Genomic DNA, 25,521 nt, shown 5'->3' on the forward strand with positions numbered 1-25,521 from the left:
GGCCGAGGACTTACCACAAAGAAGCTACGCGTCCACTGTGCGGTATCTGAAACAACACACAGATACTGATGAGAAACTCTGTTTTCTCCGTCATCCATCCACCCGGTAACGGGTTCGGGTTGGTGCACGGTGAAACCAGGTGATCAGAAGTTGGTTACTGTGACAGTTTCATAGAGTTACGGCGGTCATAGCGAAGGGGAAACGCCCGGTCCCATTCCGAACCCGGAAGCTAAGCCCTTCAGCGCCGATGGTACTGCACTCGACAGGGTGTGGGAGAGTAGGACACCGCCGAACACAATGTAGAGAAGCCCCCCAACCAGTGATGGTTGGGGGGCTTTCTCGTACCCAAAACACCCCGAAACATCCCGCCGCCGGCACCCCCCGGATCGAGCGAACGGTACGTTCGTCGCCTCAGATCGACCGAACGTACCGTTCACACCATCACGGGCGGGAGCACGGCCAACACGCGGTCCCTGTCCGGGATCGAGTGAACGACACTCTCACCCTCTTAGACGAGGGGAACGATACGTTCACTCCATCAGCGCAGGGCAGGGCAGGCGTTATCGCAGAGCCGCCTGCAACACCTCGCAGAGCACATCCAGCGTCCTGGAGTACTGCGACTGCGTCGGCGTGCTGTAACCGACGACGATGCCGTCACCGCCGACTGACGATGCGTCGGGATGTCGGAAGACGGACAACCCTTCGAGCCCGAGATCGCGCGCCTGCGCCGCCGCAAGAACAGATTGTTCGGTGCCGGAGGGAAGGCGGATCACAGCGTGAAGACCCGCGGAGATCCCCTCGACCCTGACCTGGGGTACTTGCTGTGCAAGGGTCGCAACCAGTTGATCGCGTCGTCGTCGATACGAGGTACGCATCTTTCGAATATGGCTGTCGAATCTTCCGGATGCGATGAAGTCTGCCAAGGTCAATTGATCCGTTGAACTGACCCAGCGTTCGTAGGGTCCCTTTGTCGCGAGGACGGGTTCGATCAGCCTGTCCGGCAACACCATCCATCCGATGCGTATGGCCGGCGACAGTGTCTTGCTGACAGTGCCGAGGTACGCAACGTGCTGCGGCGCGATTCCTTGGAGTGCGCCGACAGGCTTTCTGTCGTAACGGAATTCGCCGTCGTAGTCGTCCTCGATGATGACGCCACCGGTAGTCGAGGCCCATTCGAGAGCGGTCGCGCGCCTCGCCGGTGTGAGGGGACCTCCGAGGGGAAACTGATGCGTCGGCGTCAGCAGAACACTCTCAGCAGGTGTTGACGCCAATTCGTCTGTGCAAGTGCCTGATCCGTCGACCGAAATGGGAATTGTCAGCAGTCCTTCGTCGACGAGCAACTGTCGGTGCAGGTGAAGGCAGAAAGCATCGACCGCAATCGTTCCTCCGAGTGCACGGGCGAGGAGGGAGATCCCGTGACCCGAGCTGGCACTGATCACAATGCGGCTCGGATCGACGCGAACGCCTCTGGTGCGGCTCAGGTATGTGGTGAGGGCGTTTCGGAGTTCGACTCGGCCTCTGGGATCAGTGGTCGCGAAAGCGTCGGTCGGCGCGGTGGTCAAAGCACGTCTGGCGGACGAAATCCATGCAGTCCGGGGAAACGCCGACGCGTCCGGTGATCCGGGGAGAAGGCTGTAGGTCAAGCGCCGTCGGGTCGGTGATGTTGATGGATCGACCTCGCGACTGTGTGTGCTGGCGAGCGTGGCGACCACCGTCCCGGAACCCGGCCGCGTGACAAGCCATCCAGCGGCGGCGAGCTCGGCATAGCAGTCCGCAACGGTGTTTCGGGCAACTCCGAGGTCGAGTGCGAGGGTGCGGGAAGGTGGGAGTCTGGTGCCGGGCTTCAACAGTCCACTGTCGATCGCGTCGCGAAGCGTCTGAAGCAGCGCAGCGCGAACCCCGATTCCCTGTGGCAGCTCGATATGCAGATCGAACCCAAGATTGGCCCATGAATTCATCACCGGATTGAACCATGTTTCGGGGTCTTTCCGGGACTACGGTTTGAGTATGACTACAGCAACAGGACAACGACTGGATATCGCAAAGCTGGCGCCCGAGGTCTACAAGGCGATGATTGCGTTGGATGCCGCTGCGCGCAAGGGGCTGGAGCCGACGCTCGTCGAGCTGGTCCTCACGCGTGCGTCACAGCTGAATCATTGCGCGTGGTGCTTGGACATGCACACTCGCGACGCCCGAAAGGTCGGCGTGACGGAGCAGAAGCTCTACCTACTGAACGCGTGGGAAGAAGCGCGAGGGATGTACTCCGATCGCGAACGCGCCGCACTCGCCTTGACCGAGGCCGTGACAGTCCTTACCGACGGTTTCGTTCCGGACGAGGTGTACAGCGAGGCGGCCGGCGAATTCTCGGACGAGGAACTGGCCCAGCTCATCAGCGTCATCTTCACGATCAATGCGTGGAATCGCATTGCGGTTACCACAAGGAAGGCGCCTCCGGTCCGAGACTGATCCGAGGCTCGTACTCCGCTCTCTATCGGGGGCAGATTGCCGCCGTCGAAGATCTGGGTAATCGACACAAAGAGGACCAAAAGATTGGTTCAGAGTGTGAACAAAACCAACAGATTCTCTAAATGTGAGGCAAATCACATTTTGTGAATCGGTGGATTGTTCCGAGTATCTGCAAGTTGTCTGAATCCAGACAAAGCAGTCTCGGTTGGAAGTTCCGGTGAAGGGGTCCGCATTGCGGGCCCCTTCTTTTGTGTGCGCGCTGAAAACGCCCCTTCCTGTGAGTTTCCCCAGAATGTCCGAGTTACCGACCGGCTAGCGTCGGAGGAATGCCGGGAACGCCCCGGTTACGTGAGCCGATTTTGAGTTGATCGCGATAGTTGTGCGGTTGGACAAAGGTGCAGTCATCTTATTGGCTAACTCGTCGTCCGGAGGTTCAAGCTGCGTACGGGGGCTCGACGATCGGGTGGACTTTCTTGAAACATGCACTACATTGCCATCTAGTAACTGGCTGGTTGCCAAAAGCGATCAGCCGATCCTCTCGGAAGTGAGCGCTGGGTGGCGTGGCCTTGGGAATCCAAGCAACCTTCCCGCTACCGAAATGTCTTGAAAGGGAAGCTTTGATGACTGTGTCTGGTTCACGGCGTAGGCCGCTTGTTCTCCGGCTCTCGCTAACTGCAGCTATTGCCGTAACGGTGGCCGGTAGTAGCGTTGCTTTTGCTTCACCAGCTGTGTCCGCGCCGATGCCGGTGCGAACCGCGGCTGCTCCGGCGTTCACCGCCGGGTTGTGTGAGGGCGCCGAGTACACGCCCTCAGAGCAGATGCTCGACATCTCCGGCATTCGGCTGGATCACTACAACGACGGCAACATCGTGCCGATGTACGGCACCACCGATCGGGGTACATCGGCCGCGGTGGATGCTCCGGTCTGCGGTGTCCGCGACGTCGACGGAATTGCGAAGTCGGAATGGATGTACTGCACGGACTTCGATCTCGATCCATGTGCCGGCGTCGACGAAAACGGTTTGCCCGTGGACAAGCACAACGACGAGATGGGTGCGACGGTTCCGTCATCGGGCAATCCCGATCTGTCAGCCGACGATCTCGCTGTCATCAGTTGGTTGCTGCAGAATCCCGCCAAGCTCGACGGCGTCGTTTCGGGAAATGGCAGTGAGGATGCGCGTTCGGCGCGGCAGACGCTGGTGTGGTGCGTTTCGGACTACGACAATCCGCTGATGGCCGATTTCAAAAGCCTGTGCGACAGGAACATCGGCGACGACGAGCGAGCTCGCATCGTCGAGATCATGAACGTCACGCAGACGCTCGACCTCGTTCGCAAGACGCCCGCGACGGGAACTTTGAAGGCCGGCGAGACTGCCGTATTCACCCTGAACACGAATATGTACCGGAAGCCGATCAATGTTCAGTCCTCGGCGGGCACCGAACTCACCGTCTGTGGCGACAACGCCAAGGCAACGTTGAGTGCAAACCAATTGACGGTCGACGGCCGCGGCGACGCACCGACTGCCGTGGATCTATGCCTCACCGCTGCGGACGGCGGTGACTACTCCGTGACCGCAAGCGTCATTCCGGATTCGGTCGAGAACCTGCACTGGAACACGGCAGGCGCACAGTGCCAGGTCTTCGCGTCGTTCGACACCGTTCGGCCGGCGTTGATGAATGCGTCTGCCAGCGTCGGATATGCAGCAGCGCCCACGACGACACCCGCAACGACGACACCCGCAACGACGACACCGGCAACAACGACACCGGCAACCACGACGCCTGCAACTCCGGTCGTTCCGATTGTGCCCATCGTGCCGATTGTTCCGATCGTGCCCATCGTTCCGATTGTGCCGGTCGTGCCCGTAGTTCCGGGTGCGCCTGTTCCGTCGCAGCCGGTTGCAACTCCCGCTGCTCCGGCGCCGTCCGCTCCGAAGCAGGCCACCGGACCTCGCCCGGTTGCCATCGACGGTGGTGCCGCTGAACAGAATTCAGGCCGCAACGTCGCCGTCGCAGTGACAGGCCTCGGGCTTGTCGGAATGGCTGCTGCCGGAGCAGTTGCTCTCCGCCGCAAGCGTTCCTGACGCCAGACAGATGTAGTAGACGTCGGCACCGATCACGATTCGTGCGATCGGTGCCGACACTGATCAGACGCAGGGGGCGTCAATTCGCAAGAGGCGCCGGGGGTGCCTCATCCCGCAGGAGACAGTTCGATGACCATGTACGAGTCGGATCCCAATCCATCCAATCCATACGACGATTCCAACCACGATCAGCCCGCGAACACCGGCAAGGGGCGTCGTGTCGCGTTCATCCTGGCTCTCATCGCGGTGTTGGTCGCCGGTGCTTCCATGGCTTTCGTCGGCCTGCGATCCTCCGATGACGATGCTGCGATCCCGCCGAGTCCGAGAGTTGTCATGTCGCACTCCGCGAATCCGGCAGCGCCTTCGGATGAGTTGATGACTCCCAACACCCTTTCGCTCGACCCGGTCGGTGTTCAGGCGCCGATCGTGGACGCCACCGTGCCGGAAGGAGTTCTCACTCCGCCGGAGAACGTCAAGAACGTCGGAATCTGGCTCGACGGCGCCTCGCTCGACTCGGTCACCGGCACGACTTTGATTGCCGGACATGTCAATTTGACCGGCCAGGGTAACGGTGCACTGTTCGACCTGGGCACGATCGAACCGGGTGAAGTGATCCGCACCTCCGACGCGACGGGCAAGAGCACGTCGTGGAAGGTGACTGCGGTGACGACACGCCCGAAGGCCGATGGCGTGGAGGAAAGCGTGCTGGCCGGCCCGGAGGGCCCTCGCAAGTTGGCAGTCGTAACCTGCGGCGGCGAACTGCAATTCGAGGACGGTGTGGGTAACTACGCCGACAACGTCTACCTGTACGCGGATCTGATGGTCTGAGACCCAGAAACAATCCAGTCGGTCCCCGATCCCTCTTCGTAGAGATCGGGGATCGCCTGTTGGATAGTGTCGCAGGTATGGATCTTCACCTGTCTGGAAAGCGTGCGATCGTTGCCGGTGGTAGCAAGGGGATCGGTCTGGCAATCGCCAGAGGTCTGGCTGCTGAAGGGGTCGACATCGCGATACTCGCGCGCACTGAGCAAACCGTCGTAAGCGTTGCACGAGATTTGGTTTCGGAGTTCGGAATTCGTGCGATCGGAGTCGTGACGGATACGCGAGACGACGACGCGGTTCAGGCGTCGGTGCGGCAAGTAGTAAAGGAGTTCGGCGGCGTCGACATTCTGGTCAACTCGGCAGCGACTCCGTTCAGCGCCGGAAAGCCGACGGATTTCGAGGCGACCACCGACGACGTCGTGCGCGCCGAAGTCGAAGTGAAAGTGCTCGGCTACCTGCGCACTGCGCGTGCTGTGGCGCCGTATCTGATCGACCAGGGTTGGGGTCGGATCATCAACATCAGCGGTTTGGGTGCCAGACAGGCAACCTCGATCGCCCACACGATCCGCAACGTCAGTGTGTCTGCGCTGACCAAAAATCTTGCAGACGAGCTGGGCCCCAAGGGAATCAACGTCACAGTCGTCCATCCGGGCGTGACGCGGACCGAGAGGTTGACCGCGCGGATTGCGCGCGAGTCGGAAGAATCCGGCCGCTCGCAGGCAGAGGTGGAGCGGGGTATCGCGACGAACTCGATACACCGGATCATCGACGCCGAAGAGGTGGCTGACGTCGTGACCTTCCTGGCATCGCCGCGAAGCATCGCGATCACCGGTGACGCAGTGGCCGTGGGAGGAGGAGTGCCGGGGCCGGTTTATTACTGATAACTCACGTACTGCTACCTGCTCGCGGTGGTGACGATCGTGTGAACGCGTCCGCCGCCGAGTCTCTTGCTTTCGTACATCGCCGAATCGGCGACTTTCTGCATGTCGGTGAACGCTGTTGCACGCTCTTCTCCGGCGACGAATTTGTGGGTACGCACGGCGATTCCGATGCTCGATGTCGACGGTATCTCGTCGGTATTCGAGTGCATTGCCGGTCCGATCGAGTCGAGCATCGGGCCGATGGCCGGCACGGAAAGTCTTTGAGCGAGGATGAATTCGTCGCCGCCGACCCGTGCGACAACAGCATCGGCATGTGCCCAGGCGGACAACCGCTGTGAAACCCGGAGAATTATGCGGTCGCCCACGTCGTGACCGTGTACGTCATTGATCGTCTTGAACCGGTCGATGTCGATGGCGATCACGAGTAGTGCCGCCGATTCCTGACGCTGGAACTCCACGAGTACCTTCTCGACGTGGCGGTCGAGGCCACGACGGTTCAGGAGCCCGGTGAGGGGATCGAGGTCGGAGCTGGACGCGTCCATGCTGAGCATCGTCAGCACGATCTGCGAGATGAATGCACAGACCACGAGTGCGGTGACGACAACCAGCACTTTCGAAACTCCGAGCGCAGGATCTCGCTCCGGCCCGAAGAGGATCGGCTGCGCAGCCACCACGATCATCACAACCGAGAAGGTCAGGTGTGCGATCTGCAACTTCGGATTGTGAAAATAGGCGATGTAGATACCGATCAGCGCGTAGATGACACAGGTAAGTAATCGCGCAAGCTGCGAGGAATCTCCAAGTACGGAAATCGTGACTGCGATGTCGCAGAAGACTACGAAACCGAACGAGCGGCGCTTTGTCGGGCCGAAGACCCACCATGAGACTCCGACCATGAAGCACGAGATCACGACAACAGTGTTGAAGAACAGCGCAATCGTGCTTGTCGGACCGGCCGGACTGAATCTGTTGAGTAGTGCGCACACGCCCAGTCCGATGACAATGATGCCAAGTAATAGCCGAGTGGCGGTCGTGAGGCCGTTGTCGCGGAGATAGCGAGTGAATCGGTCGTATTGATCGGGGAGGGCCAGCCACTCGCGGGTCAGGGTCCTCATGGACTTCATCTGCGACGTCATGAGTGCATCAGTCTGCGATGGCGGGAGCGTGCGCCGTTCATCGTGAACTGACTCCTCTTCTGTCTGGCACCTTGCAATGCTAGCTGGATCGATGCCGTGTTGGACCGAGATGTTCGGATCGGCGACCCGAATGTCTGGGTTCCGCCAGCGTGGAGTATAAATACATCTTGTGTCTATGTTGTATTCCGCTTCGGAAACCGTCTTCCGCGAAGTCAAGGAGCTGATCCTTTCCGGCGAACTCGCCGGCGGGGAGCTGATCAGCGAGGGTGACATCGCCGCTCGGACCAATGTGAGCCGAACGCCGGTGCGTGAGGCGTTTCTGCGTCTCGAGTCGGAAGGTTGGATGCGCCTCTACCCGAAGAAGGGGGCGCTGATCGTCCCGGTCGCGGATGGGGAAGCGGAACACGTAGTCAGTGCCAGACAACTCGTCGAGACTCAGAGCGTTCGAGTGGTGTCGGTCCGACCGCACGCACGTGAAACGCTTGTCGCAGCGTTGCGCGCGAATCTGATCGAGCAACGTGAGATTGCTGATCGCGGGGACGTTGCCGCGTTCAGCGCGATCGATGCCGACTTTCACAAGATGATCGTTGCCGCCGGTGGGAACCCTTTGCTCGACTCGTTCTACGCGAGTCTGCGCGACAGGCAACGACGGATGACAGCGCGGTCGATCTCACGCGACCCCGGCCAACTGTCTCGCATCCTTGCCGACCACACCGCGCTTACCGACCTCGTCGAAACAGGCGATGCAGACGGATACAACACTGCCGTCCTCACACACATGCGCCAGGTGCACGGCCTCGGCTTCGAAGGAACTCTGTGATGAGCACCCAAACGATAGACGCTGGGACCGCAGCCGAACGTCGTCCAGGCAGTGAACGTGGCACCGGCGGAAAATGGCTGTGGCTGACCGTTGCCGCCAGCATGTTCGCCGCGGCCTGGGGCGGCAACGAATTCACGCCACTGCTGGTGATGTACCGACTCGATCACGGCTATTCGCCGGTGATGGTCGACTTCTTCCTCTTCGCCTACGTCGTCGGAATTGTGCCGGCCCTGCTGCTCGGCGGCCCGCTGTCCGATCGATTGGGTCGACGCCCGATCATGCTCCCCGCGCCGATAATCGCGATCGCCGGTTCGACGCTGCTCGCTTTCGGGGCCGACTCCGCTGCCGCTCTCATTCTGGGAAGAATCCTCTGCGGCATCGCCTTGGGGATCGGTATGGCCGTCGGCGGCTCCTGGGTCAAGGAGTTGTCCACGCAACCTTGGGATTCGACGGCGTCGGAAGGCGCAGGTGCTCGGCGAGCGGCGATGAGTCTGACCGCTGGCTTCGCCTTGGGGGCGGGCGCCGCGGGAATCTTGGCGCAGTGGGCGCCCATGCCGAGTGTGTTGGCGTACGTCCTGCACATCGCGATCACCGTCCTCGCCGCCATCGCGCTGTGGCGTGCTCCCGAAACACGACCGGCACAGGCGAAATCCGACCGTCGCAGGTTGATCGACGACCTCAAGATCCCTTCGGCAGGTCATCGTCGATTCCTCTACGTTGTTGTTCCGTTGGCGCCGTGGGTGTTCGGTGCTGCCAGTGTCGCGTATGCAGTTATTCCGGCGCTCATGACCGGGCACAGTGGCGATGCGCCCGTGGCCTTTTCGGCTCTACTGTGCATGGTCGCGCTGACATGCGGATTCGCGATTCAGTCGTTGGGGCGAAAGATCGATACCGACCGCAGCGCGCGCGGCGCAGTTGTGGCTCTGGTGTTTCTGGTGGTTGGTATGGCCGGCGCTGCTCTGGTTGCGTCGACGCTGACCGTGGCGATCGCGATCGTGGCTGCAGCGATCCTCGGTTGCGGGTACGGCATGGCATTGGTTTCCGGGTTGCTGGAGATCCAGCGAATCGCGGGGCCGGACGATCTGGCAGGACTGACCGCGGTGTTCTACTCGATCACCTACATCGGTTTTGCTGTGCCTGCGTTGCTGGCGATGCTGTCGGAAAGCATTCCGGCGCTGAGCTACACGGTGACTCTTCTGTTCGGATCAGCCGCCGCCGCTGCCTGCTTGATTCTGATTCTCTTCAAGTCGCGTTCACATCTTCCGAGCGCGTGATGCCGTCCGATCCGCCGACCCCTGCGAGAGTCGGCGGACCGGGGCGAAATCACGCGTCTACAGTTGCGGAACCGTTTTCCGAATTGTGTACCGAACCAACCGGAACCGATGCGGTCTTGTTCAGGCCGTTGAGCAATCCGGTGATATCGACGCCTGAGCTTTCGAGAGTTTCGATGACGCCGGCGATCACCTGGGGGCTGATGCCCAGGATCGAGCCGATCGAACCCTGGGCCCCATCACTGCCGCCGACGATGGAGATGCGGTCGATGTCGCCGACCGGCTTCGCCGCCGCTGCGGTGGCGTCGACCAATGCTGCCAGAACATCAGGCAGAGTGAGCAACTGCGCGGCCTGCGGGGTGTAGGAATTGAGCGCCTCGGCGATCTGACGCTTACCGGCAGCTTCGGCTTCGAGCTTGGCGCGCAAACCATCCGCCTCGGCTTGTTGCTCGGCACGGACGGCGTCGGCCGCTACCTTGCGGCCGTCTGCTTCGGCTTCCAGACGTGCTCGAAGGCCGTCGGCATCAGCCTGCTGCTCAGAGCGAACAGCGTCGGCGACGAGCTTTCGTGCATCGGCCTGAGCGCCGCCGGCCTGCCTTGCTGACTCGGCCTGTGCCTGGGCGCGGAGGATCGCGGCCTGTCGCTCACCCTCTGCGCGTGCGATGGAGGCTTGGCGTTCGGCCTCGGCCGGTGCAATGACATCTGCCTGCAATGCCGCTTCCGATTGCTGGGCGCGACGACGCTCGACCTCGGTGCGAGCTTCGACGCGGGCCGCCTCGGCCTGCTCACGTGCGATGCCGACGGCCTTCTCGGCTGTTGCCTGCGCGAGGGGCCCGGCCTGGTCGGCCTCGGCGTTCTCGGCTTCGGTCTGTGCTCGCAGGCGAGCGAGTTCGACGTCGCGTTTCTGATTTGCACTCGCGATCGCGGTGTCGGCTTCGGCCTGCGCGACGGAACCTGCCTGTCGCGCCTTTGCCGACTGGATCTGCGAATCACGCTCTGCTTCAGCAGTTCCGATCGCGGCATCACGTTTGACCTCGGCGATGCGGCGCTGACCGAGCGATTCGAGATAGCCGTTGAAGTCGGAGATTCCCGCGATCTTGATGACATCGACTTCCATGCCGATGCGGGCGAGGTCGCCGCCTGCCTCCTCGACCACACTGCGCGCAAGCGAATCGCGGTTGGAGTTCAGATCCTCGACCGTCATGGTCGCGGTGATTCCGCGCAGACTGCCCGCGAGGATTTCGTTGATCTGCTGCTGGAGTTCGTCCAGGTCGGAAGTCAGGAATCGTTGCACCGCTGTCTGAACCGCTTCGTCGGCGGAACCGATTCGCACCAGGCCGACTGCCTCGACGTTGACCGGAACACCGTCGTTGGAGAGCGCATTCTTGAGATTGATGCTGACGTTGAACGGCTCGAGCGACATGATGTCGACGCGTTCGATTCCGGGAATCTTGAACCGGGCACCGCCGCGGACGACCTTCGGCTTGCCTCGTCCGGTGAAGACCGCCACTTCGTTCGGCGGGACCTTGACGTAGTTCTTCACGTAGATCGCGGGGAGAACGATGAAGATGATTACTGCGACTACAACCGCAATGATGATGATTGGCAGCATGTATCGAGTCCTTAGATCGCGTCGTCAACCGTGACGACGTGAAGGTATTGATCGTCTACATCGGCGATGTAGACGGTGGTGCCGGTGGTGAGCGCCATCGGCTGTGCACTGACGGCCTTGGCCTGGACGCGATTGCCTTCGGCGTCGACGAACGAGACTTCTCCCCAACCTTCGGCTGCGATGGTGAGGGTGACCGTGCCCAACAATCCGTGGTATGAAGCGCGCCCGATGTGCGAATTATCTTGTTGTTTAAGGAGATAGGGGAGAAGAAGGCCGCGCGTGACGACAACGAGAACGGCGGCGAGTGCGAGTGCTGCAATCACCGCTACCAGCCTCGGAGCGTCCGCGAGAGTGGCAGCTACGCCGCCGGCGCCGAAGCCGAAAAGTGCTGTGGCCAAAGTTGTCAGGCTCAGAAATGGCAGCCCGTCTGCGTGGCCGCCGCCCAGATCTGCAACCTCGCCGACGGCGAAGGCTCCGATCAGGGCGACAACCCCGATCACGAAACATATTGTGAATACAACAAACATCGATCCCCCGATCTACCTGTCGAGGAAGCGTGCCCTGAGAATTGTGTTGTCGGGGTCGTCCCTCGGCCCACCTCTATAGTAAAGGTAAGACAAAGCTAATCGGCGCATTCGGAATGTTTCGGCGTGGTGCTACGGCTGGGGGAAAGCGTCAAAGCCGAGGTAGCGGGCGTTGATTCAGCCATGCATCCCAGAGAGGGCGCAGTGGGGTGTCGGTGAAACGTGAAGCGAGATCGGTGAATTGCTCGGTGCTGACCGTGCTGTGCCGATGCTTCGTAGTCCACTGGCGAATCAGTTCGAAGAACTTCTCGTCTCCGAGAACGCCGCGCAGGGCGTGCAGAGTCAACGCGCCCCGCTTGTAGATTCGATCGTCGAACATCAGGGCAGGCCCGGGATTGGCGACGATCAAGTCCTGAGATTTACGCCCGAGCCCTTGATAGGCGTTGGTCGCGAGTTGGTTCGAGGATGGGCCACCGGAATTCTCGGACCAGATCCACTCCGCGTAACAGGCAAAGCCTTCGTGTAGCCAGATGTCGCACCACTGCCCGAGAGTGAGGCTGTTTCCGAACCATTGATGGGCAAGCTCGTGTGCGACAAGACGTTCGGAACCGCGCCTACCCGTGCAGTGGTTGGCTCCGAAGATCGAGAGTCCCTGCGCTTCGATGGGGATCTCGAGTTCGTCGTCGGTGACCACAGCGGTGTAGTCGGCAAAGGGATACGGGCCGAACAGCTTTCCGAAGACCTCCAGCATCTGGGGTTGGCGCCCGAAGTCGACGTCGAACGCTGCGCGCAGCCGCGGCGGGTGAACGGCGAAGACCGGCACCGGCCCGGCGCTCACCTGCCGGTGCTCGTACTGACCGATCTGAATCGTCGCCAGGTAGGTTGCCATCGGTTCGGTCTGCTCGTAGACCCACGTCGTCTGACTCGCACGGGTCTGCTTGCGGATCAGCTTGCCGTTGGCGAGGGCATAGAACGGGGAATCGGTGGTGATCGAGATGCGGTACGACGCTTTGGAAATCGGATGGTCGTCGCACGGGAACCAGGACGCCGCGCCGTTGGGCTGACTTGCGACCAAAGTTCCTTCGTCGAGTTCCTCCCAGCCGACTTCGCCCCACAGGCTCTTGATCGGCTCGGGGTTGCCGCTGTACGCGATGGTGACCGACAGGGCACCGCCCGCGGGGATCTTGGTAGACGGCGTGAGGATCAGCTTGTTGTTCAAGTGCGCGTACTTGGTGCCGCGGGCACCGTTGACGGACACCTTGGACACCTGCAGGTTCTGCGCGAGGTCGAAGCTGAACTTGGATCGGCTCTCGGTGGTGACAGCGGTGATGACTGCCTTGCCGGCGAGACGGTTACTGAAGACCTTGTACGTCAGTTCCAATTCGTACCGAGACACGCGGTAACCGCGGTTGCCGTTGTGTGGCAGGTACGGATCGAGCGGCTCTTCGAGCATTCTGTTCGGCTTCACGACGCCACCCACGGTGCAATCGGATTGCCCTGCCAGCGGGTGGAGGGCGGAACGGTGTCACCTCGCATCACCAGAGATGCAGGCCCTACCGTCGCTCCCGCGCCGATGCCGGCTGCGGGTAGCGCGACACAATGCGGTCCCAGCGTTGCTCCTGCTCCCAAGGTGACGGTGTCCATGGACATGATCCGATCATGGAAGAGATGAGTTTGCACGACGCACCCCCGTTCCACTGTCGCTCCGTCGCCCAAAGTCACAAGATCTGCCTCGGGTAGCCAGTACGACTCACACCAAACGCCCTTGCCGATCTTGGCCCCGAGCCCACGCAAGAAGATGTTGAGTACGGCAGTACCAGTCGCTGCGCGAGCGAACCACGGCGCCGCGACGGTCTCGACGAACGCGTCGGCTACCTCGTTGCGCCAGACGAACGAACTCCACAGCGGATGCTCGACCTTGGCGATGCGCCCGACGACAATCCACTTGGCGGCGATGGTGATCGCGCCCGCCACTGCTCCGGCGACGAGCAGAATTACGCCGCTCAACAGAGCCGCGAACCAGAATCCGACGGCGCCGACCAGTGCTTCGAGTGCAAACAGAACACCGAGACCGATGCCGAACGTGACCATCACGGGGATCAGTCGGCAGGTTTCGACCACTCCGCGGGCGATCTTGAGTCTCATCGGCGGATTGAACGTGCGGGCGGCGTCGGTGTCCCCGGCAGCCCTTCTCAGACGTACCGGTGGACTACCCAGCCACGATGATCCGGACTTGGCCTTGGACGGGGTGGCCGACAGAACCGCCACGAGACCGTTCTTGGGGACGCGACGACCGGGTGCGGTCATACCGGAGTTGCCGAGGAACGCACGCTTGCCGATCTTCGCCTGTTCGATGTGCATCCAGCCGCCGCCGAGGCCGTAGCTCGCAACCATGGTGTCGTCGGCGAGGAATGCGCCGTCGGCGACCGTCGTGAACTTGGGAAGGAGGAGCACGGTGGATGCTTCGACGTTCTTGCCGATCTTGGCGCCGAGGAGGCGGAGCCATCCCGGCGTCAGCAGGCTCGCGTAGAGCGGGAAGAGGAAGGTTCTGGCCGAGTCGAGCAGGCGTTCGGTCGCCCACACCTGCCAGCCGATGCGGCTGCGGACAGGGTGGTAGCCGGGGGTCAGCCCGATCGAGAGAAGACGAACGGCCACCAGTGTGACGACTGCGAAGACGAGCAAACTCAGGATGGTCGCGACGGGAAGCATGATCAGCGATTGGAGCACTGCACTCGCGAGCGTGTCGGTGTCGCGGATCCACCAACCGATCAAGGCGATTCCGGCCATCAGAGCGAAGATCGGCATACCGGCCAGGAAGACCGAGGTGACGCCGTATACCGGCACCCAGCCGGGTGCGCGCTTCGGATGTTCGGCCGGCCAAGGATGATTCGCTTTCCCGACCTTGGTGGCGGGGGATCCGGCCCACTGCTGGTTTGCCTTCACTCGGCCGAACACCGCAGATCCGGGTTCGACGACGGCGTCCCGACCGATACGCGCGCCGGGCAGAAGCGTCGAGCGTGAACCGACGGAGGCGCCGTCACCGATCTTGATCTCGCCGATGTGAATGACGTCGCCGTCGATCCAGTGGCCGGAGAGGTCGACTTCGGGTTCGACGGAGCAGCCGTCACCGAGTTCGAGCATGCCGGTGATGGGAGGAAGTGTGTGGAGATCGACGCCGCTGCCGATGTCGGCGCCGAGGGCGCGGGCGTAATAGAGCATCCACGGTGCGCCCGAAAGGTTGGCTGCGCCACTGGCTTCGGTGAGTCGCAGCGCTATCCACAGACGCAGGTGTTCACTACCACCTCGCGGGTACGTTCCTGGTTCCAACTTGCGTAGGAGCAGGCGCGCCCCGACGACGGCGATGGTCATACGGCCGATCGGCGTGATGAACACGATGAACGCCAACAGGATCCACCACCACGAGACCGTGGGCGCCCAGCTGACGTCGACGAACCAGCCGAGGACGTTGTTCGCGATCGCCAGCCACGTCACCCACTGCAGTCCGGTGAGCGTCGTGAGTGGAACGGTGACGGCGATCTGCGCCAGCTGAGTTTTCAAGGGTGTTGGAGCGACGATGCGCGGCTCCACAGTTTCGGTGGGTGCCAATTCGTCGAGATATTCGGCGAGCGATCCCAACCGTGGATGATCGTAGAGCTGTGCGACGGTCACTTCGGGGAACCGCTCGCGCAGGGCGGTCACCAACTGAGCAGCAGAGAGGGATCCGCCGCCCACTTCGAAGAAGTCGTCGTCGAGTCCGGTGATCTGGGCTCCCAGGATCGATCCCCACAGACCGGCAACCCAGGCGGCGGTGCCGTCGAGGCCCAACGCGGCCCCGGCATCTTCACCGGCGCCGGGCAACGGCCACGGCAGCGCATTGCGGTCGACCTTGCCTGACGTACGCGTCGGAAGTTCGTCCATCAACGCCAGGCGCGGCACGAGGGCTGCTGGTAGCTGCTCGCTGAGCAGTGCATGAGCGGCCTTGAGGTCGAAGTCGGGATCCGTGCTGGCGATGTACCCGACGAGGAGCTGGTTGCCGGCTGCCGTCTTCTTCACGGCTGCGGCAGCGCCGCTCACACCCGGCAGATTCTGCAAGGCGTTGTCGACCTCACCGAGTTCGATGCGCCTGCCGCCGAGCTTGACCTGATCGTCCGCGCGGCCCTGGAACATCAGGCCGGTGGTCTCGAGCCGGACCAGGTCGCCGCTTCGGTAGGCGCGTTCCCACCCGAGCGAGGGCATCGACGCGTACTTCTCGGCGTCCTTCGCGGGGTCGAGGTAACGGGCGAGGCCGACGCCGCCGATCACCAGCTCGCCCACCTCACCGACCGCGACGGGATTGCTCTGGGCGTCGACGACGGCAAGGTCCCAGCCGTCGAGGGGGAGGCCGATGCTGACGGGGCTCTTGCCGTCCATCAGTGCGCCGCAGGCGACGACGGTTGCCTCGGTGGGGCCGTAAGTGTTCCAGACCTCGCGGCCCTCGACGGCCAGGCGTTCGGCCAGTTCGGGTGGGCAGGCTTCGCCGCCGAAGATCAGGAGTCGAACGGCTTCGAGGGCCTCGGCCGGCCACAGAGACGCAAGCGTCGGCACAGTGGAGACGATGCTGACGTCACGCGAGACCAGCCACGGGCCCAGGTCCATGCCGCTGCGAACCAGCGAACGAGGAGCCGGGACGAGGCAGGCGCCGTGGCGCCACGCGAGCCACATCTCCTCGCAGGACGCGTCGAATGCCACGGAGAGTCCCGCGAGGACGCGGTCACCAGGCCCGATGGGCTCGTCCTGGAGGAACATGCGCGCCTCGGCGTCGACGAAGGCTGCGGCATTGAGGTGAGTGACCGCGACGCCCTTGGGGGTGCCCGTGGATCCTGAGGTGAAGATGATCCAGGCGTCGTCCTCGGGTTCGGGTTCGCGAACCGGTGGATGTTCGAGCCGCTTCGGCGCCGTCCCCGGCTGGATTCCGTCGCCGGTGATGATCGCCGCTACCTGCGCCTCGCCGAACACCAACTCGGCGCGCTCTTCCGGATCGTCGGCGTCGACGGGAACGTAGGCGGCGCCCGCCGCGAGGATCGACAGGATCGCCACGTACAGCGAACGCGAACCTGACGGCATCCTGATTCCGACGCGGTCACCTGCGCCGACGCCGGCATCACCGAGCCAGCGCGCACCGAGCGCGATCTCGTCGAGCAACTCCGAGTACGACAGTGTGGTGTCGCCGTCGTCGATGGCAGGTGCTTCCGGGTTGGCCTCGGCTGAGGCCCGCACGATGTCGATGAGCGTGCGCGGCGCAGGTGCATGCGCCGACCGTAGGAATACGGACGGAATCCCGAAAGATTGTTCCGTCTCCGACTGCGACTGGAGTGGCAAACCCGTTGGTCCTGTTCTACTCACGAAACTTAGAGTCCTGCGAACTGTCGAGTTGAAAGTCTCATGACAAGTTTGCGAGTTGGTGAACAGATATGCCTAATGCAACATGCCGAACGTGCCGGTCAGTCCGTACTGGCAGCTTGCGCGTGGCCTTCTGCCGAGTCGGCGAACTCGGGTGTGTCGAACACCTCTCCGCCCAGCGGATCGACGACCTTCGATTCCTCGGAGAAGTCGACGGCGCCGGTATCCGGGTCGATGTTGACCGCATGGGCGGGAACTTCGTGGACCGCGACGAGCATGTGGGCGTCGGAGGGATCCGTCATGATTCCGCTTTGTGACGGGGTGAGCCCGGCGAAGGTCGACGAGATCTTCAGATCGCGGAGCCGCTTTTCGGTGGGTTGCGGAACGTCGGTCGATGCCGAGGCATTTGTAGAAACCCGCAGGTAGCGTGGTGCCGACGCGACCTCGTATCGGAACGCCTTCAGCATCGACAGACATGCAAGCACCATGATGACCGAGAACGGTACCGCCGTGGCGATGGCAACGGTTTGCAGCGCCGTGAGCGATCCACTGCCACCCACGATGAGGAGAACTGCGGCCGCGGCACCGGAGAGGAACGTCCAGTAGACACGCGTGATCTTGGAGGTCTCCAAGCTGCCACCGGTCGCGAGGATGTCGATGACGATCGAGCCGGAGTCCGCGGACGTGACGAAGAAGAACACGATCACGACGATCGCGAGAACACTCGAAATCGTTCCGAGCGGAAGTCCGTCGAGAAGCGTGAACAGCGACGTGTTGGTGTCCACTGCGCCGGATGCGTCGAGCATCGTGCCCTCGTTGCGCTGACGCAGAATGCCGGAGTTACCGAAGATCGTGAACCACAACGAACCAACCAGCGTCGGGGCCAGCAGCACACCGAAGACGAATTCGCGGATGGTGCGGCCGCGTGAGATGCGCGCGATGAACATGCCGACGAACGGTGCCCAGCTCATCCACCAACCCCAGTAGAAGATGGTCCATGCGCCCTGCCAGCCGTCTTCGGCGAACGGGGACGTGCGCAGCATCAGTTCGGGCAAGGCCTGGACGTATCCGCCGAGGTTCTGCACCCACGACTGCATGAGGAACAGCGTCGGTCCCAGAATCAGGACGAACAGTGCCAGCGCGGCAGCGAGCATCATGTTGATGTTGGAGAGCCACTTGAGGCCCTTCGTGACACCGGAGACGACCGAGAAGGTCGCCATGCCCGTCACGATGACGATGATGGTGATGACCAACCAGTTGTCGGTCTCCACCCAGCCGAGGTAGTCGAGGCCGGCCGAGATCTGCTGGACACCGAAGCCCAGCGACGTCGCGACACCGAACAGCGTGCCGACGATGGCGACGACGTCGATGGCGTGGCCGATCTTTCCTTCGATGCGAGCCCGTCCGAGGAGCGGCTCGAGCAGCCAACGGATCGACAGCGGGCGACCCTTTCGGTAGGTCATGTACGCCAGACCAAGGCCGACGACGACGTAGATCGCCCATGCATGCAAGCCCCAGTGGAACAGCGTCAGTTCCATGGCTTGATTGGCTGCGGCGTCCGTGGATCCGGCGATCTGCCCGGCGACGGGTGGGGTCACGTAGTGCGAAAGTGGTTCGGCTACTCCGTAGAACACGAGCCCGATGCCCATGCCGGCGCTGAAGAGCATCGCGAACCACGAGAGCATCCCGAACTCGGGCTGCTCGTCGTCACGTCCCAATCGGATGTTGCCGATGCGGCTGATTCCGCAGTACAGCGCGAAGATCACGAAACCGGTGGCCGAGAGGATGTACCACCAGCCGACGCCGTCGCTGATCACGTTGTTGAGTGTTTCGAAAGCATCCGCGGCGGTTCCCGCGTAGATCACGGCAAAGGCGATCAGGGCAAAGATCACTATCGACGCGGGGATGAACACGGGTTTCCGTAGTTCACGCCACGCAGTTTTGACCGCAGTCATTCCACTCCTCGAACGTTCAGGCATTCACAGCGCCCATCAGGGCGGCCACGTGTCACGCGTAGGTGGGCGTTTCGCTCACACCATCGCAGGTCAAGACCGGGCTATTGCTTTGAAATTCAACGTAACGTCAAGTTTCGGTCAACTCAACTGGACGAAAGATGCTGCACTGTCGCGAAAGTTCTCACTGGATGCCGTAGTTCCGGTTGTAAATCGTTGGGTAATAGTGGCATTGGGCCATGAGTGGAATGCTGAACGGCGAATTCGATTGGTACGGTGAGTTGAATCGGTCGAGTCGACGCTCACCGATTGACCACATTTGTCAAACTCGGCGAAACAGCCTGTCTGTCAGGTGGTTAACTCCTGGCGTGCTTGCCCGATCGTGGCGGTCAGGTGTCGATACCTAACTGTGATTGTGATGGTCGCAACTATCAGTGATGCGGGCCCTGTTCGCCCCGCTGAGCGTCGATCAGATCCATCGCATCCTTCAGACCCAAGCCCGGATGCAGTTCGCGTAGTGCCTTGATTGCCGGAATACGGTCGTCAGTCGACGCGAGTGCACTACGGACGTCGTCGGCGGGTATTTCGGTGGGGGCAGTTGTCCCTTCCCCCCACGCCGGTTGAGGATTGTTCCTGGTTCGCCAGGCTTGGACGGTGCCGTAGGCAAATCCGACCGTCGCGAAAAGCCAGATTGCCAGGCGAACCCAATTACCGGTTGTCGGTTCCGTGGCCACTGTATGGATGGTGCTCGGACCGATTACGACTACGAGCAGGACGAGGCCAATCGTCTGGCCCCATCGCTCGACGCGCCTGCTCGGTACCCACCACTCGGCCATCGATCGATACTCGCACGGGGCTGCTGTTTCGGTGCGAACATGGTGATCATGGAGATTCGTGATGCGGTGGAGCGACTTCGAGCGGATTCCGGGACCTCGATGATCTTCGGTGAACCGCACCAGACCAGCGACGGATCGACGATCATCACGGTTTCGCGTCTACACCGGCGGTGGCGGGGCGACCCGATACCGGTGCCAGTGGGAGTGTTCTCGATCCACGGGGGTGAGCCGTCGTGGTCACCGGCCGTCGATCACACCAGGGCGGCTTTGATGGGGGAGTTCATCGGGTTGGCGGCCGCGGTGATCGCAACCCTGGCCGTTCTACGTCGACCGCCCTGGCCTGATGTGACGATTCGGAAGGGGTGACTCAATAGGGGCGACTCAGAAGGGGTGACCCAGAATTACGCCGATCAACTGGAACGGCATCGCGAGGAACATCGATCCGACGTAGAGCGGATAGCGAATCGGGTCGCCGGCGAGGTAACCCTCGGCGAGCCAGGCCATGACATCTGCTGATCCCATATTCGTTACTTCCCTTCGCGGTTGTGGTTCACCGACATTTTCGGTCGTGGGAGTTGTTTTGTTACAAGCGAACTCGAAGGAGGAGTGCATGTGACGGCAGTTTCGACGCAGCAAACTCAGTCAAGTGAGATCCCTGGGGGCGGCAGTCTCTACCGGCTTAGTCTGGATACTTAGCACCGTGGCGTAGTGAAATCTGTGCATTCTGCACATGTCGGGACAATTCGGTGAGCCTTACAGTCGCTAAATGACAACGACACCTTCTCCTCTCTCAGGCAAGACCGTCGTACTGATCGGTGGCGGAACAGGCATCGGGCTGCGGGTGGCGCAGCTTGCCGTCGACGCCGGCGCGCAGGTAGTTCTCGGTGGCCGAACCACATCCAAGCTGGAAGCAGCGGCCACGCAGCTGGGTGAGGCGGCGCACTGGTTCACAGTCGACACCTCCGACGACGACTCGGTGAAAGCGTTCTTCACCAACATCCCCAGCGTCGACGCTCTCTTCACCACGGCTGCCGATTACCAGGTCGGCTCGTTCCGCGAACAGAGCGTCGAGGAAGCGGCGTCGCCGTTCACCTCCAAGTTCTGGGGGCAGTACCGCGTCGTGCACGCTGCGCTCGACAAGCTGACACCCACCGCATCGGTGGTCCTCATGTCCGGTGCTGCCAGTGTGCGGCCACCCGCGGCTGCCGCGGCCTACGTTGCGGCCAATGCGGCAATCGAGGGGCTCGGGCGGGGGCTGGCGGTCGAGCTGTCGCCGATTCGCGTCAACACCGTTGCTCCCGGAACCATCGACGGGCATCTGTGGGCTCAGCGTCCGGCGGAGGTTCGGGAGGCGGCGTTCACCTGGAGTGCGGAGAACAACGTGCTCGGCCGCGTCGGGAACGAAGACGAGATCGCACAAGCGGTGTTCTATCTCTTCACCAACACGTACACAACGGGTTCCACGCTGTACCCCGACGGCGGGTACGCGTTGCGCTAGACCCGTGCCATTTGACGACTGTGTGAAATGACGACTGTGCGAAATGCATTGTCGTAACACGAAGAAACGCCAATTCGCCCATAGGCGTGACCCCGGCCACATTCGTACCGTCTTCTCCGAGAACACTTCCCAACTATTCGAGGAGTCCGTCATGAAAAACACATCAACGACCGCCGCCGGCGGTGAAGTGTCCGACGGTGACGACTACGCGCTCACCCGCGTTCCCGACGAAGCACGGTATTCGTGGTTCTCGGTGGCAGTACAGCGATTCGGTCAGGTTTCGGCACTCGCACAGTTCCTGCTCGGCGCTACGCTCGGCTACGGCATGACGTTCTGGAATGCCTTCTGGGCATTGACAGTCGGGGCGGTGATTCTCGAGGTCGTCTGTATTTTCATCGGCATCATCGGGGTTCGTGAAGGGCTCAACACGTCGGTGGTCGCACGCTGGTGTGGATTCGGGCACGCGGGTTCCGCGGTGATAGGCCTGGTGATCGGAGTCAGCCTGATCGGTTGGTTCGGCATCCAATCTGCTGTCTCTGCATCAGGTTTGCACGGAATCATGCCGTTTCTGCCGCAGTGGGCGTGGGCCCTGGTCTTCGGCCTTCTGATCACCGCGATAGTCCTTCGCGGGTTCGGCTCCATGCAGCTGATCGCCAACATCACCGTTCCCCTGTTCTTGCTTCTGGTGGGTTGGGCCGTCATCGCCGAACTGCGTAATCACTCGCTGTCAGATCTGATGGCATCTGCTCCAGCCGGACCGGAGCTCAGCTTCCTCGCCGGAACCACCATCGTCGCAGGCGGTTTCATTGCCGGAGCAGTGATCACACCCGACATGACGCGATTCAACCGCACGGCGGGTGACGTCGTGAAGCAGACACTTGTCGGAATCACATTAGGCGAATACGTGATCGGATTGACCGGTGTACTTCTTGCGCATGCCGTTCGCAGTTCCGACATCGCCACGATCATCCTGTCGTCGGTCGGCTGGGTCGGCGTTCTCATCATTGTTCTCGGAACTTTCAAGATCAACGACTGGAACCTGTACAGCTCGGGGCTCGGCATCGTGAACTTCATCGACGTCGTGTTCGGGCGACGCATCAATCGCGCCGTCGTCACCGCTGTGGTCGGCGTGACCGGTTCGATCCTCGCGGCTGCCGGAATCCTGAACTCGTTCACCGACTTCCTGATCCTGTTAGGCGTCGGATTCCCGCCGATCGCCGGAATCATGGTGGCGGAGTACTTCATCGTCAAGACCTGGCGCAAAGACCTGGAGGAGAGTCGAGCCGCGGGTACCCTCCCGAACTCGGCGCCCACTTGGGTACCGGCCACGTTGGTGATCTGGATCGTCTCGGCGCTGATCGGGCATTACAGCACCTTCGGTTTGCCGTCCATCAACGCGGTGGCCTCGGCATTCGTTCTCTACGTCGTCGCGGGTCGACTCGGCCTGATTCGCGGGGTCGGACGCACCACAACCGAAGCGCCGCAAGAGCCTTCGGGAACATCTGCGCTCACGCACTAGCACTGCAAACACTGTAGAAGGGAGTTCGCGATGCGAATCGGAATCGACGTCGGTGGTACAAACACCGATGCGGTCCTGATGGACGGGACCACCGTCATCGGGCATGTCAAACACTCGACCAGCAAGGACATCACCGGCGGAATCGGCGGAGCTCTGACGGCGCTGCAGCAGCAGTACTCGTTCTCTCCCAGCGCTGTTCAAGCAGTGATGATCGGCACGACGCACTTTCTCAACGCTCTCATCGAGCAGCGAGGACTTGCACCAACAGCGGCTCTGCGATTGGGGCTTCCGGCGACCGCAGCGCTTCCGCCGATGGTGGGGTGGCCGCGAGACCTGGTCTCCGCTGTGCAAGGAAGGCACTACCTCGCTCACGGTGGGCACGAGTTCGACGGTCGTCGTATCTCACCGCTGGATCCCGACGAGATTCGTCGCCATGCCGCCGACATGGCTCGCAGCGGTACTCGTTCGGTCGCAATATCGTCGGTGTTCTCTCCGGTCAATCTCGAATGCGAAGCGGCGGCAGCGGAGATCGTGCGTCAGGAACTCGGTCCGGACGTCGCAATTTCGCTCTCTCACGAGATCGGTCGAGTGGGTCTACTCCAGCGGGAGAACGCGACCATCATCAACGCTGCGCTGCGCGAGCTTGCCGATCACATCGTCGACGGTCTTGCCAGTTCTTTGGTCGAGCACGGCATCGCCGCACCGCTGTATCTGAGCCAGAACGACGGAACCTTGATGGACATCGAGTACGCAAGGCGTTATCCGGTGGCGACTTTCGCGTCGGGACCGACCAACTCCATGCGAGGCGCCGCTGTTCTGTCCGGTCTGGCCAGCTGTGCGGTGATCGACATCGGGGGCACCACTACCGACGTGGGCGTACTGACCAACGGTTTCCCCAGAGAAGCCACCACGGAGGTGACGGTCGCCGGGGTACGGACCAATTTCCGTATGCCGGACGTCTTCTCGATCGGTATCGGTGGTGGTTCGCTGGTGGATGCAGACGGACTCACAGTCGGACCCGAATCTGTTGGATACGAATTGGGTTCACGGGCACTCGTATTCGGCGGTGACACGTTGACGGCCACCGACATCGCCGTCGCGGCAGGCTTGGCCGACGTCGGTGATCGCAGTGCGGTAGCGCACCTGGACCGCGGTCTGGTGTCGACGGCACTCGACCGGATCTCGCGCCGGGTCGCCGACGCCGTGGAACAGATGCGGACCACGTCGGATCCACTTCCCGTTGTGGCGGTTGGCGGGGGATCGGTTCTGCTGGAGCACGAACTTCCCGGCCTGGGAACGGTGATTCGTCCTGAGCGCTTCGACGTTGCCAACGCGATCGGCGCTGCGATCGCGCAGGTCAGTGGTGAGGTAGATCGAGTCGAAGCGGTACGGGACGGGCGCAGGCAGATTCTTGCCGACGACGCTCGCCAGGAGGCGATCGATCGGGCAGTCGCAGCAGGCGCACGGCCCGAGTCGGTGCAGATCGTGGAGTTCGATGAGGTCCCGATTCCGTATCTGCCGGGCAACGCAACACGTATTCGAGTGAAGGCAGTCGGTGACTTGGCACTGCACAGTGGTCTGGTCTCCACCCGTCAGGAAGGCTCACGATGAGTTGGACACTACGAACGGCAGACCTCGACGACCTCGCCAGGGGCGCAGCTTTGTTGGGGACCGGCGGCGGGGGAGATCCGTTCGTCGGCAAGATGTTGGTCACGCAGGCGCTCGGGGAAGCCGGTGAAATCACGATTCTGGATCCGGAGGAGCTCGACGACGACGCGTGGGTGATCCCCGTCGCGCAGATGGGTGCACCGACCGTCGTGGTCGAGAAGATGCCGCGCGGAACCGAACCCGAGCTGGCGCTGATCACGTTGGAGAAGCACACGGGGCGAACTGCAGATGCCACGATGCCGATGGAGTGCGGCGGGATCAATTCGATGATTCCGTTGCTGGTGGCAGCGCGGCGCGGACTGCCGGTTGTCGACGCCGACGGGATGGGACGAGCCTTTCCTCAGCTCGAGATGGAAACCTTCTCGGTGTACGGGATTTCGGCGAGTCCGCTCGCCATGGCGAACGAGCACGACGAGGTGGCGATCTTCGACACCGGCAGCGACAACAGCAGATTGGAGGGCCTCGCTCGCGGGGTGACGTCGAGGTTCGGTGGGATGGCGCATATCGCGCAGTACTCGATGACGGGTGCAGATGTGAAGCGGACGGCGATCCCACGGACTCTGTCGTTGGCCTTGGTCATCGGTCGGTCCATCAGGCTTTCACGTGAGCAGCGGGTGGACCCGGTTCAGGCGCTGGTGGACGGTCTCTCCGACACGCTTTACGGATACGGGCGAGTTCTCTTTCACGGCAAGGTGATCGATGTCGACCGGCGAACCGATGAGGGGTTCGCTCGAGGTTCGGTGCGGATCGCCGGCGTCGGAGACGAAGAGCTGGAAGTTCAATTCCAGAACGAAAATCTGATCGCCGTGCAATCCGGAGTAATGGTGGCGATCGTGCCAGACCTTATCTGCATCGTCGAGGCCGACACTGCCGAGCCCATCACCACCGAGGGATTGCGGTACGGGCAGCGAGTTGCGGTCATCGGGATCGCGACTCCGCCGATCATGAGAACACCGGAGGCACTGGCGGTCTTCGGCCCGGCAAGCTTCGGACTCGATCGCCCGTTCCTGCCGGTGGAGACACTCGAGCAACCTGTACTGGCAGAATAGCGAG

General features: G+C 62.0%; 20 protein-coding genes and 1 rRNA gene. 12 read left to right on the forward strand and 9 right to left on the reverse strand.

Annotation, left to right across the window (positions count from 1 at the left end):
* Positions 1-177 precede the first annotated feature (177 nt).
* Positions 178-294 (forward strand): 5S ribosomal RNA (rrf, locus tag R4P70_RS18470).
* Between the two features lie 266 nt (positions 295-560).
* On the opposite strand, the gene R4P70_RS18475 is transcribed toward rrf, so the two are convergent.
* Positions 561-1,958 (reverse strand): PLP-dependent aminotransferase family protein, encoded by a 1,398-nt coding sequence (locus tag R4P70_RS18475; protein WP_256065505.1) that lies wholly within the window; start codon positions 1,956-1,958, stop codon positions 561-563.
* A gap of 49 nt (positions 1,959-2,007) precedes the next feature.
* Between R4P70_RS18475 and R4P70_RS18480 the strand changes: the two genes are divergently transcribed.
* The 4 genes from R4P70_RS18480 (at position 2,008) to R4P70_RS18495 (ending at position 6,253) form a co-directional block, all read left to right on the forward strand.
* A complete protein-coding gene (locus R4P70_RS18480) occupies positions 2,008-2,466 on the forward strand; it encodes a carboxymuconolactone decarboxylase family protein (protein WP_113682033.1) in 459 nt (152 codons plus the stop codon).
* Positions 2,467-3,086: 620 nt separating this feature from the next.
* On the forward strand, positions 3,087-4,550 hold the full coding sequence (locus tag R4P70_RS18485) for a hypothetical protein (protein ID WP_317831077.1): 1,464 nt from the start codon (positions 3,087-3,089) through the stop codon (positions 4,548-4,550).
* A 129-nt stretch (positions 4,551-4,679) separates the two neighbouring features.
* On the forward strand, positions 4,680-5,378 hold the full coding sequence (locus tag R4P70_RS18490) for a class F sortase (protein WP_317831078.1): 699 nt from the start codon (positions 4,680-4,682) through the stop codon (positions 5,376-5,378).
* Positions 5,379-5,455: 77 nt separating this feature from the next.
* Positions 5,456-6,253, forward strand: a complete 798-nt coding sequence (locus tag R4P70_RS18495) for an SDR family NAD(P)-dependent oxidoreductase (RefSeq protein ID WP_259117815.1) — start codon at positions 5,456-5,458, stop codon at positions 6,251-6,253.
* A gap of 14 nt (positions 6,254-6,267) precedes the next feature.
* Here R4P70_RS18495 and R4P70_RS18500 read toward each other — a convergent pair whose 3' ends face one another.
* Positions 6,268-7,389 (reverse strand): GGDEF domain-containing protein, encoded by a 1,122-nt coding sequence (locus R4P70_RS18500; RefSeq protein ID WP_317557973.1) that lies wholly within the window; start codon positions 7,387-7,389, stop codon positions 6,268-6,270.
* A gap of 175 nt (positions 7,390-7,564) precedes the next feature.
* Between R4P70_RS18500 and R4P70_RS18505 the strand changes: the two genes are divergently transcribed.
* Positions 7,565-8,209, forward strand: coding sequence for a GntR family transcriptional regulator (locus R4P70_RS18505; protein WP_021342704.1), 645 nt, complete (start codon positions 7,565-7,567; stop codon positions 8,207-8,209).
* Positions 8,209-9,483 (forward strand): MFS transporter, encoded by a 1,275-nt coding sequence (locus tag R4P70_RS18510; RefSeq protein ID WP_019746671.1) that lies wholly within the window; start codon positions 8,209-8,211, stop codon positions 9,481-9,483. The genes R4P70_RS18505 and R4P70_RS18510 overlap by 1 nt, the downstream gene beginning before the upstream one ends.
* 49 nt (positions 9,484-9,532) lie before the next feature.
* Here the strand turns inward: R4P70_RS18510 and R4P70_RS18515 are convergent, their stop codons facing one another.
* The 6 genes from R4P70_RS18515 to R4P70_RS18540 form a co-directional block, all read right to left on the reverse strand.
* The gene (locus R4P70_RS18515; protein WP_070387081.1) at positions 9,533-11,092 is read right to left on the reverse strand and encodes a flotillin family protein; all 1,560 of its coding nucleotides are present in this window, start codon (positions 11,090-11,092) and stop codon (positions 9,533-9,535) included.
* A gap of 11 nt (positions 11,093-11,103) precedes the next feature.
* Positions 11,104-11,619: a hypothetical protein gene (locus R4P70_RS18520; protein WP_020968283.1), complete on the reverse strand. Its 516-nt coding sequence runs from the start codon at positions 11,617-11,619 to the stop codon at positions 11,104-11,106.
* 148 nt (positions 11,620-11,767) lie between these two features.
* On the reverse strand, positions 11,768-13,069 hold the full coding sequence (locus R4P70_RS18525) for a M1 family metallopeptidase (protein ID WP_044480251.1): 1,302 nt from the start codon (positions 13,067-13,069) through the stop codon (positions 11,768-11,770).
* A gap of 11 nt (positions 13,070-13,080) precedes the next feature.
* Positions 13,081-16,974 (reverse strand): Pls/PosA family non-ribosomal peptide synthetase, encoded by a 3,894-nt coding sequence (locus R4P70_RS18530; protein ID WP_003941141.1) that lies wholly within the window; start codon positions 16,972-16,974, stop codon positions 13,081-13,083.
* Positions 16,975-17,096: 122 nt separating this feature from the next.
* Positions 17,097-18,950 carry a BCCT family transporter gene (locus R4P70_RS18535; RefSeq protein WP_007727149.1) on the reverse strand — a complete coding sequence of 618 codons (1,854 nt, stop codon included), beginning with the start codon at positions 18,948-18,950 and terminating at the stop codon, positions 17,097-17,099.
* A 428-nt stretch (positions 18,951-19,378) separates the two neighbouring features.
* Complete coding sequence (locus tag R4P70_RS18540) at positions 19,379-19,783, reverse strand: hypothetical protein (protein ID WP_019746677.1); 405 nt, start codon at positions 19,781-19,783, stop codon at positions 19,379-19,381.
* Between the two features lie 39 nt (positions 19,784-19,822).
* On the opposite strand from R4P70_RS18540, the gene R4P70_RS18545 reads away from it, so the two are divergent.
* Positions 19,823-20,149, forward strand: a complete 327-nt coding sequence (locus tag R4P70_RS18545) for a hypothetical protein (RefSeq protein ID WP_317831079.1) — start codon at positions 19,823-19,825, stop codon at positions 20,147-20,149.
* Positions 20,150-20,164: 15 nt separating this feature from the next.
* Here the strand turns inward: R4P70_RS18545 and R4P70_RS18550 are convergent, their stop codons facing one another.
* Entirely contained in the window at positions 20,165-20,305 is a 141-nt protein-coding gene (locus R4P70_RS18550) for a hypothetical protein (protein ID WP_003941170.1), read from the reverse strand.
* 244 nt (positions 20,306-20,549) lie between these two features.
* On the opposite strand from R4P70_RS18550, the gene R4P70_RS18555 reads away from it, so the two are divergent.
* The 4 genes from R4P70_RS18555 (at position 20,550) to R4P70_RS18570 (ending at position 25,517) form a co-directional block, all read left to right on the forward strand.
* The gene (locus R4P70_RS18555; protein WP_021333722.1) at positions 20,550-21,281 is read left to right on the forward strand and encodes an SDR family oxidoreductase; all 732 of its coding nucleotides are present in this window, start codon (positions 20,550-20,552) and stop codon (positions 21,279-21,281) included.
* A gap of 151 nt (positions 21,282-21,432) precedes the next feature.
* Positions 21,433-22,800, forward strand: coding sequence for a purine-cytosine permease family protein (locus R4P70_RS18560; RefSeq protein ID WP_019746680.1), 1,368 nt, complete (start codon positions 21,433-21,435; stop codon positions 22,798-22,800).
* 30 nt (positions 22,801-22,830) lie between these two features.
* The gene (locus R4P70_RS18565) at positions 22,831-24,411 is read left to right on the forward strand and encodes a hydantoinase/oxoprolinase family protein (RefSeq protein WP_317831080.1); all 1,581 of its coding nucleotides are present in this window, start codon (positions 22,831-22,833) and stop codon (positions 24,409-24,411) included.
* Positions 24,408-25,517: a DUF917 domain-containing protein gene (locus R4P70_RS18570; protein WP_317831081.1), complete on the forward strand. Its 1,110-nt coding sequence runs from the start codon at positions 24,408-24,410 to the stop codon at positions 25,515-25,517. Before R4P70_RS18565 ends, R4P70_RS18570 begins: the two co-directional genes overlap by 4 nt.
* Positions 25,518-25,521: the final 4 nt, after the last annotated feature.

The organism is Rhodococcus sp. IEGM 1241, from assembly GCF_033142365.1.
GTDB classification, from domain to species: Bacteria; Actinomycetota; Actinomycetes; order Mycobacteriales; family Mycobacteriaceae; genus Rhodococcus_F; species Rhodococcus_F erythropolis.

Coding starts and splice junctions, on each gene's coding strand:
- R4P70_RS18475 (WP_256065505.1), bottom strand. CDS start 1,958: ATGAATTCATGGGCCAATCTTGGGTTCGATCTGCATATCGAGCTGCCA.
- R4P70_RS18480 (WP_113682033.1), top strand. CDS start 2,008: ATGACTACAGCAACAGGACAACGACTGGATATCGCAAAGCTGGCGCCC.
- R4P70_RS18485 (WP_317831077.1), top strand. CDS start 3,087: ATGACTGTGTCTGGTTCACGGCGTAGGCCGCTTGTTCTCCGGCTCTCG.
- R4P70_RS18490 (WP_317831078.1), top strand. CDS start 4,680: ATGACCATGTACGAGTCGGATCCCAATCCATCCAATCCATACGACGAT.
- R4P70_RS18495 (WP_259117815.1), top strand. CDS start 5,456: ATGGATCTTCACCTGTCTGGAAAGCGTGCGATCGTTGCCGGTGGTAGC.
- R4P70_RS18500 (WP_317557973.1), bottom strand. CDS start 7,389: ATGACGTCGCAGATGAAGTCCATGAGGACCCTGACCCGCGAGTGGCTG.
- R4P70_RS18505 (WP_021342704.1), top strand. CDS start 7,565: ATGTTGTATTCCGCTTCGGAAACCGTCTTCCGCGAAGTCAAGGAGCTG.
- R4P70_RS18510 (WP_019746671.1), top strand. CDS start 8,209: ATGAGCACCCAAACGATAGACGCTGGGACCGCAGCCGAACGTCGTCCA.
- R4P70_RS18515 (WP_070387081.1), bottom strand. CDS start 11,092: ATGCTGCCAATCATCATCATTGCGGTTGTAGTCGCAGTAATCATCTTC.
- R4P70_RS18520 (WP_020968283.1), bottom strand. CDS start 11,619: ATGTTTGTTGTATTCACAATATGTTTCGTGATCGGGGTTGTCGCCCTG.
- R4P70_RS18525 (WP_044480251.1), bottom strand. CDS start 13,069: ATGCTCGAAGAGCCGCTCGATCCGTACCTGCCACACAACGGCAACCGC.
- R4P70_RS18535 (WP_007727149.1), bottom strand. CDS start 18,950: ATGACTGCGGTCAAAACTGCGTGGCGTGAACTACGGAAACCCGTGTTC.
- R4P70_RS18540 (WP_019746677.1), bottom strand. CDS start 19,783: ATGGCCGAGTGGTGGGTACCGAGCAGGCGCGTCGAGCGATGGGGCCAG.
- R4P70_RS18545 (WP_317831079.1), top strand. CDS start 19,823: ATGGTGATCATGGAGATTCGTGATGCGGTGGAGCGACTTCGAGCGGAT.
- R4P70_RS18550 (WP_003941170.1), bottom strand. CDS start 20,305: ATGGGATCAGCAGATGTCATGGCCTGGCTCGCCGAGGGTTACCTCGCC.
- R4P70_RS18555 (WP_021333722.1), top strand. CDS start 20,550: ATGACAACGACACCTTCTCCTCTCTCAGGCAAGACCGTCGTACTGATC.
- R4P70_RS18560 (WP_019746680.1), top strand. CDS start 21,433: ATGAAAAACACATCAACGACCGCCGCCGGCGGTGAAGTGTCCGACGGT.
- R4P70_RS18565 (WP_317831080.1), top strand. CDS start 22,831: ATGCGAATCGGAATCGACGTCGGTGGTACAAACACCGATGCGGTCCTG.
- R4P70_RS18570 (WP_317831081.1), top strand. CDS start 24,408: ATGAGTTGGACACTACGAACGGCAGACCTCGACGACCTCGCCAGGGGC.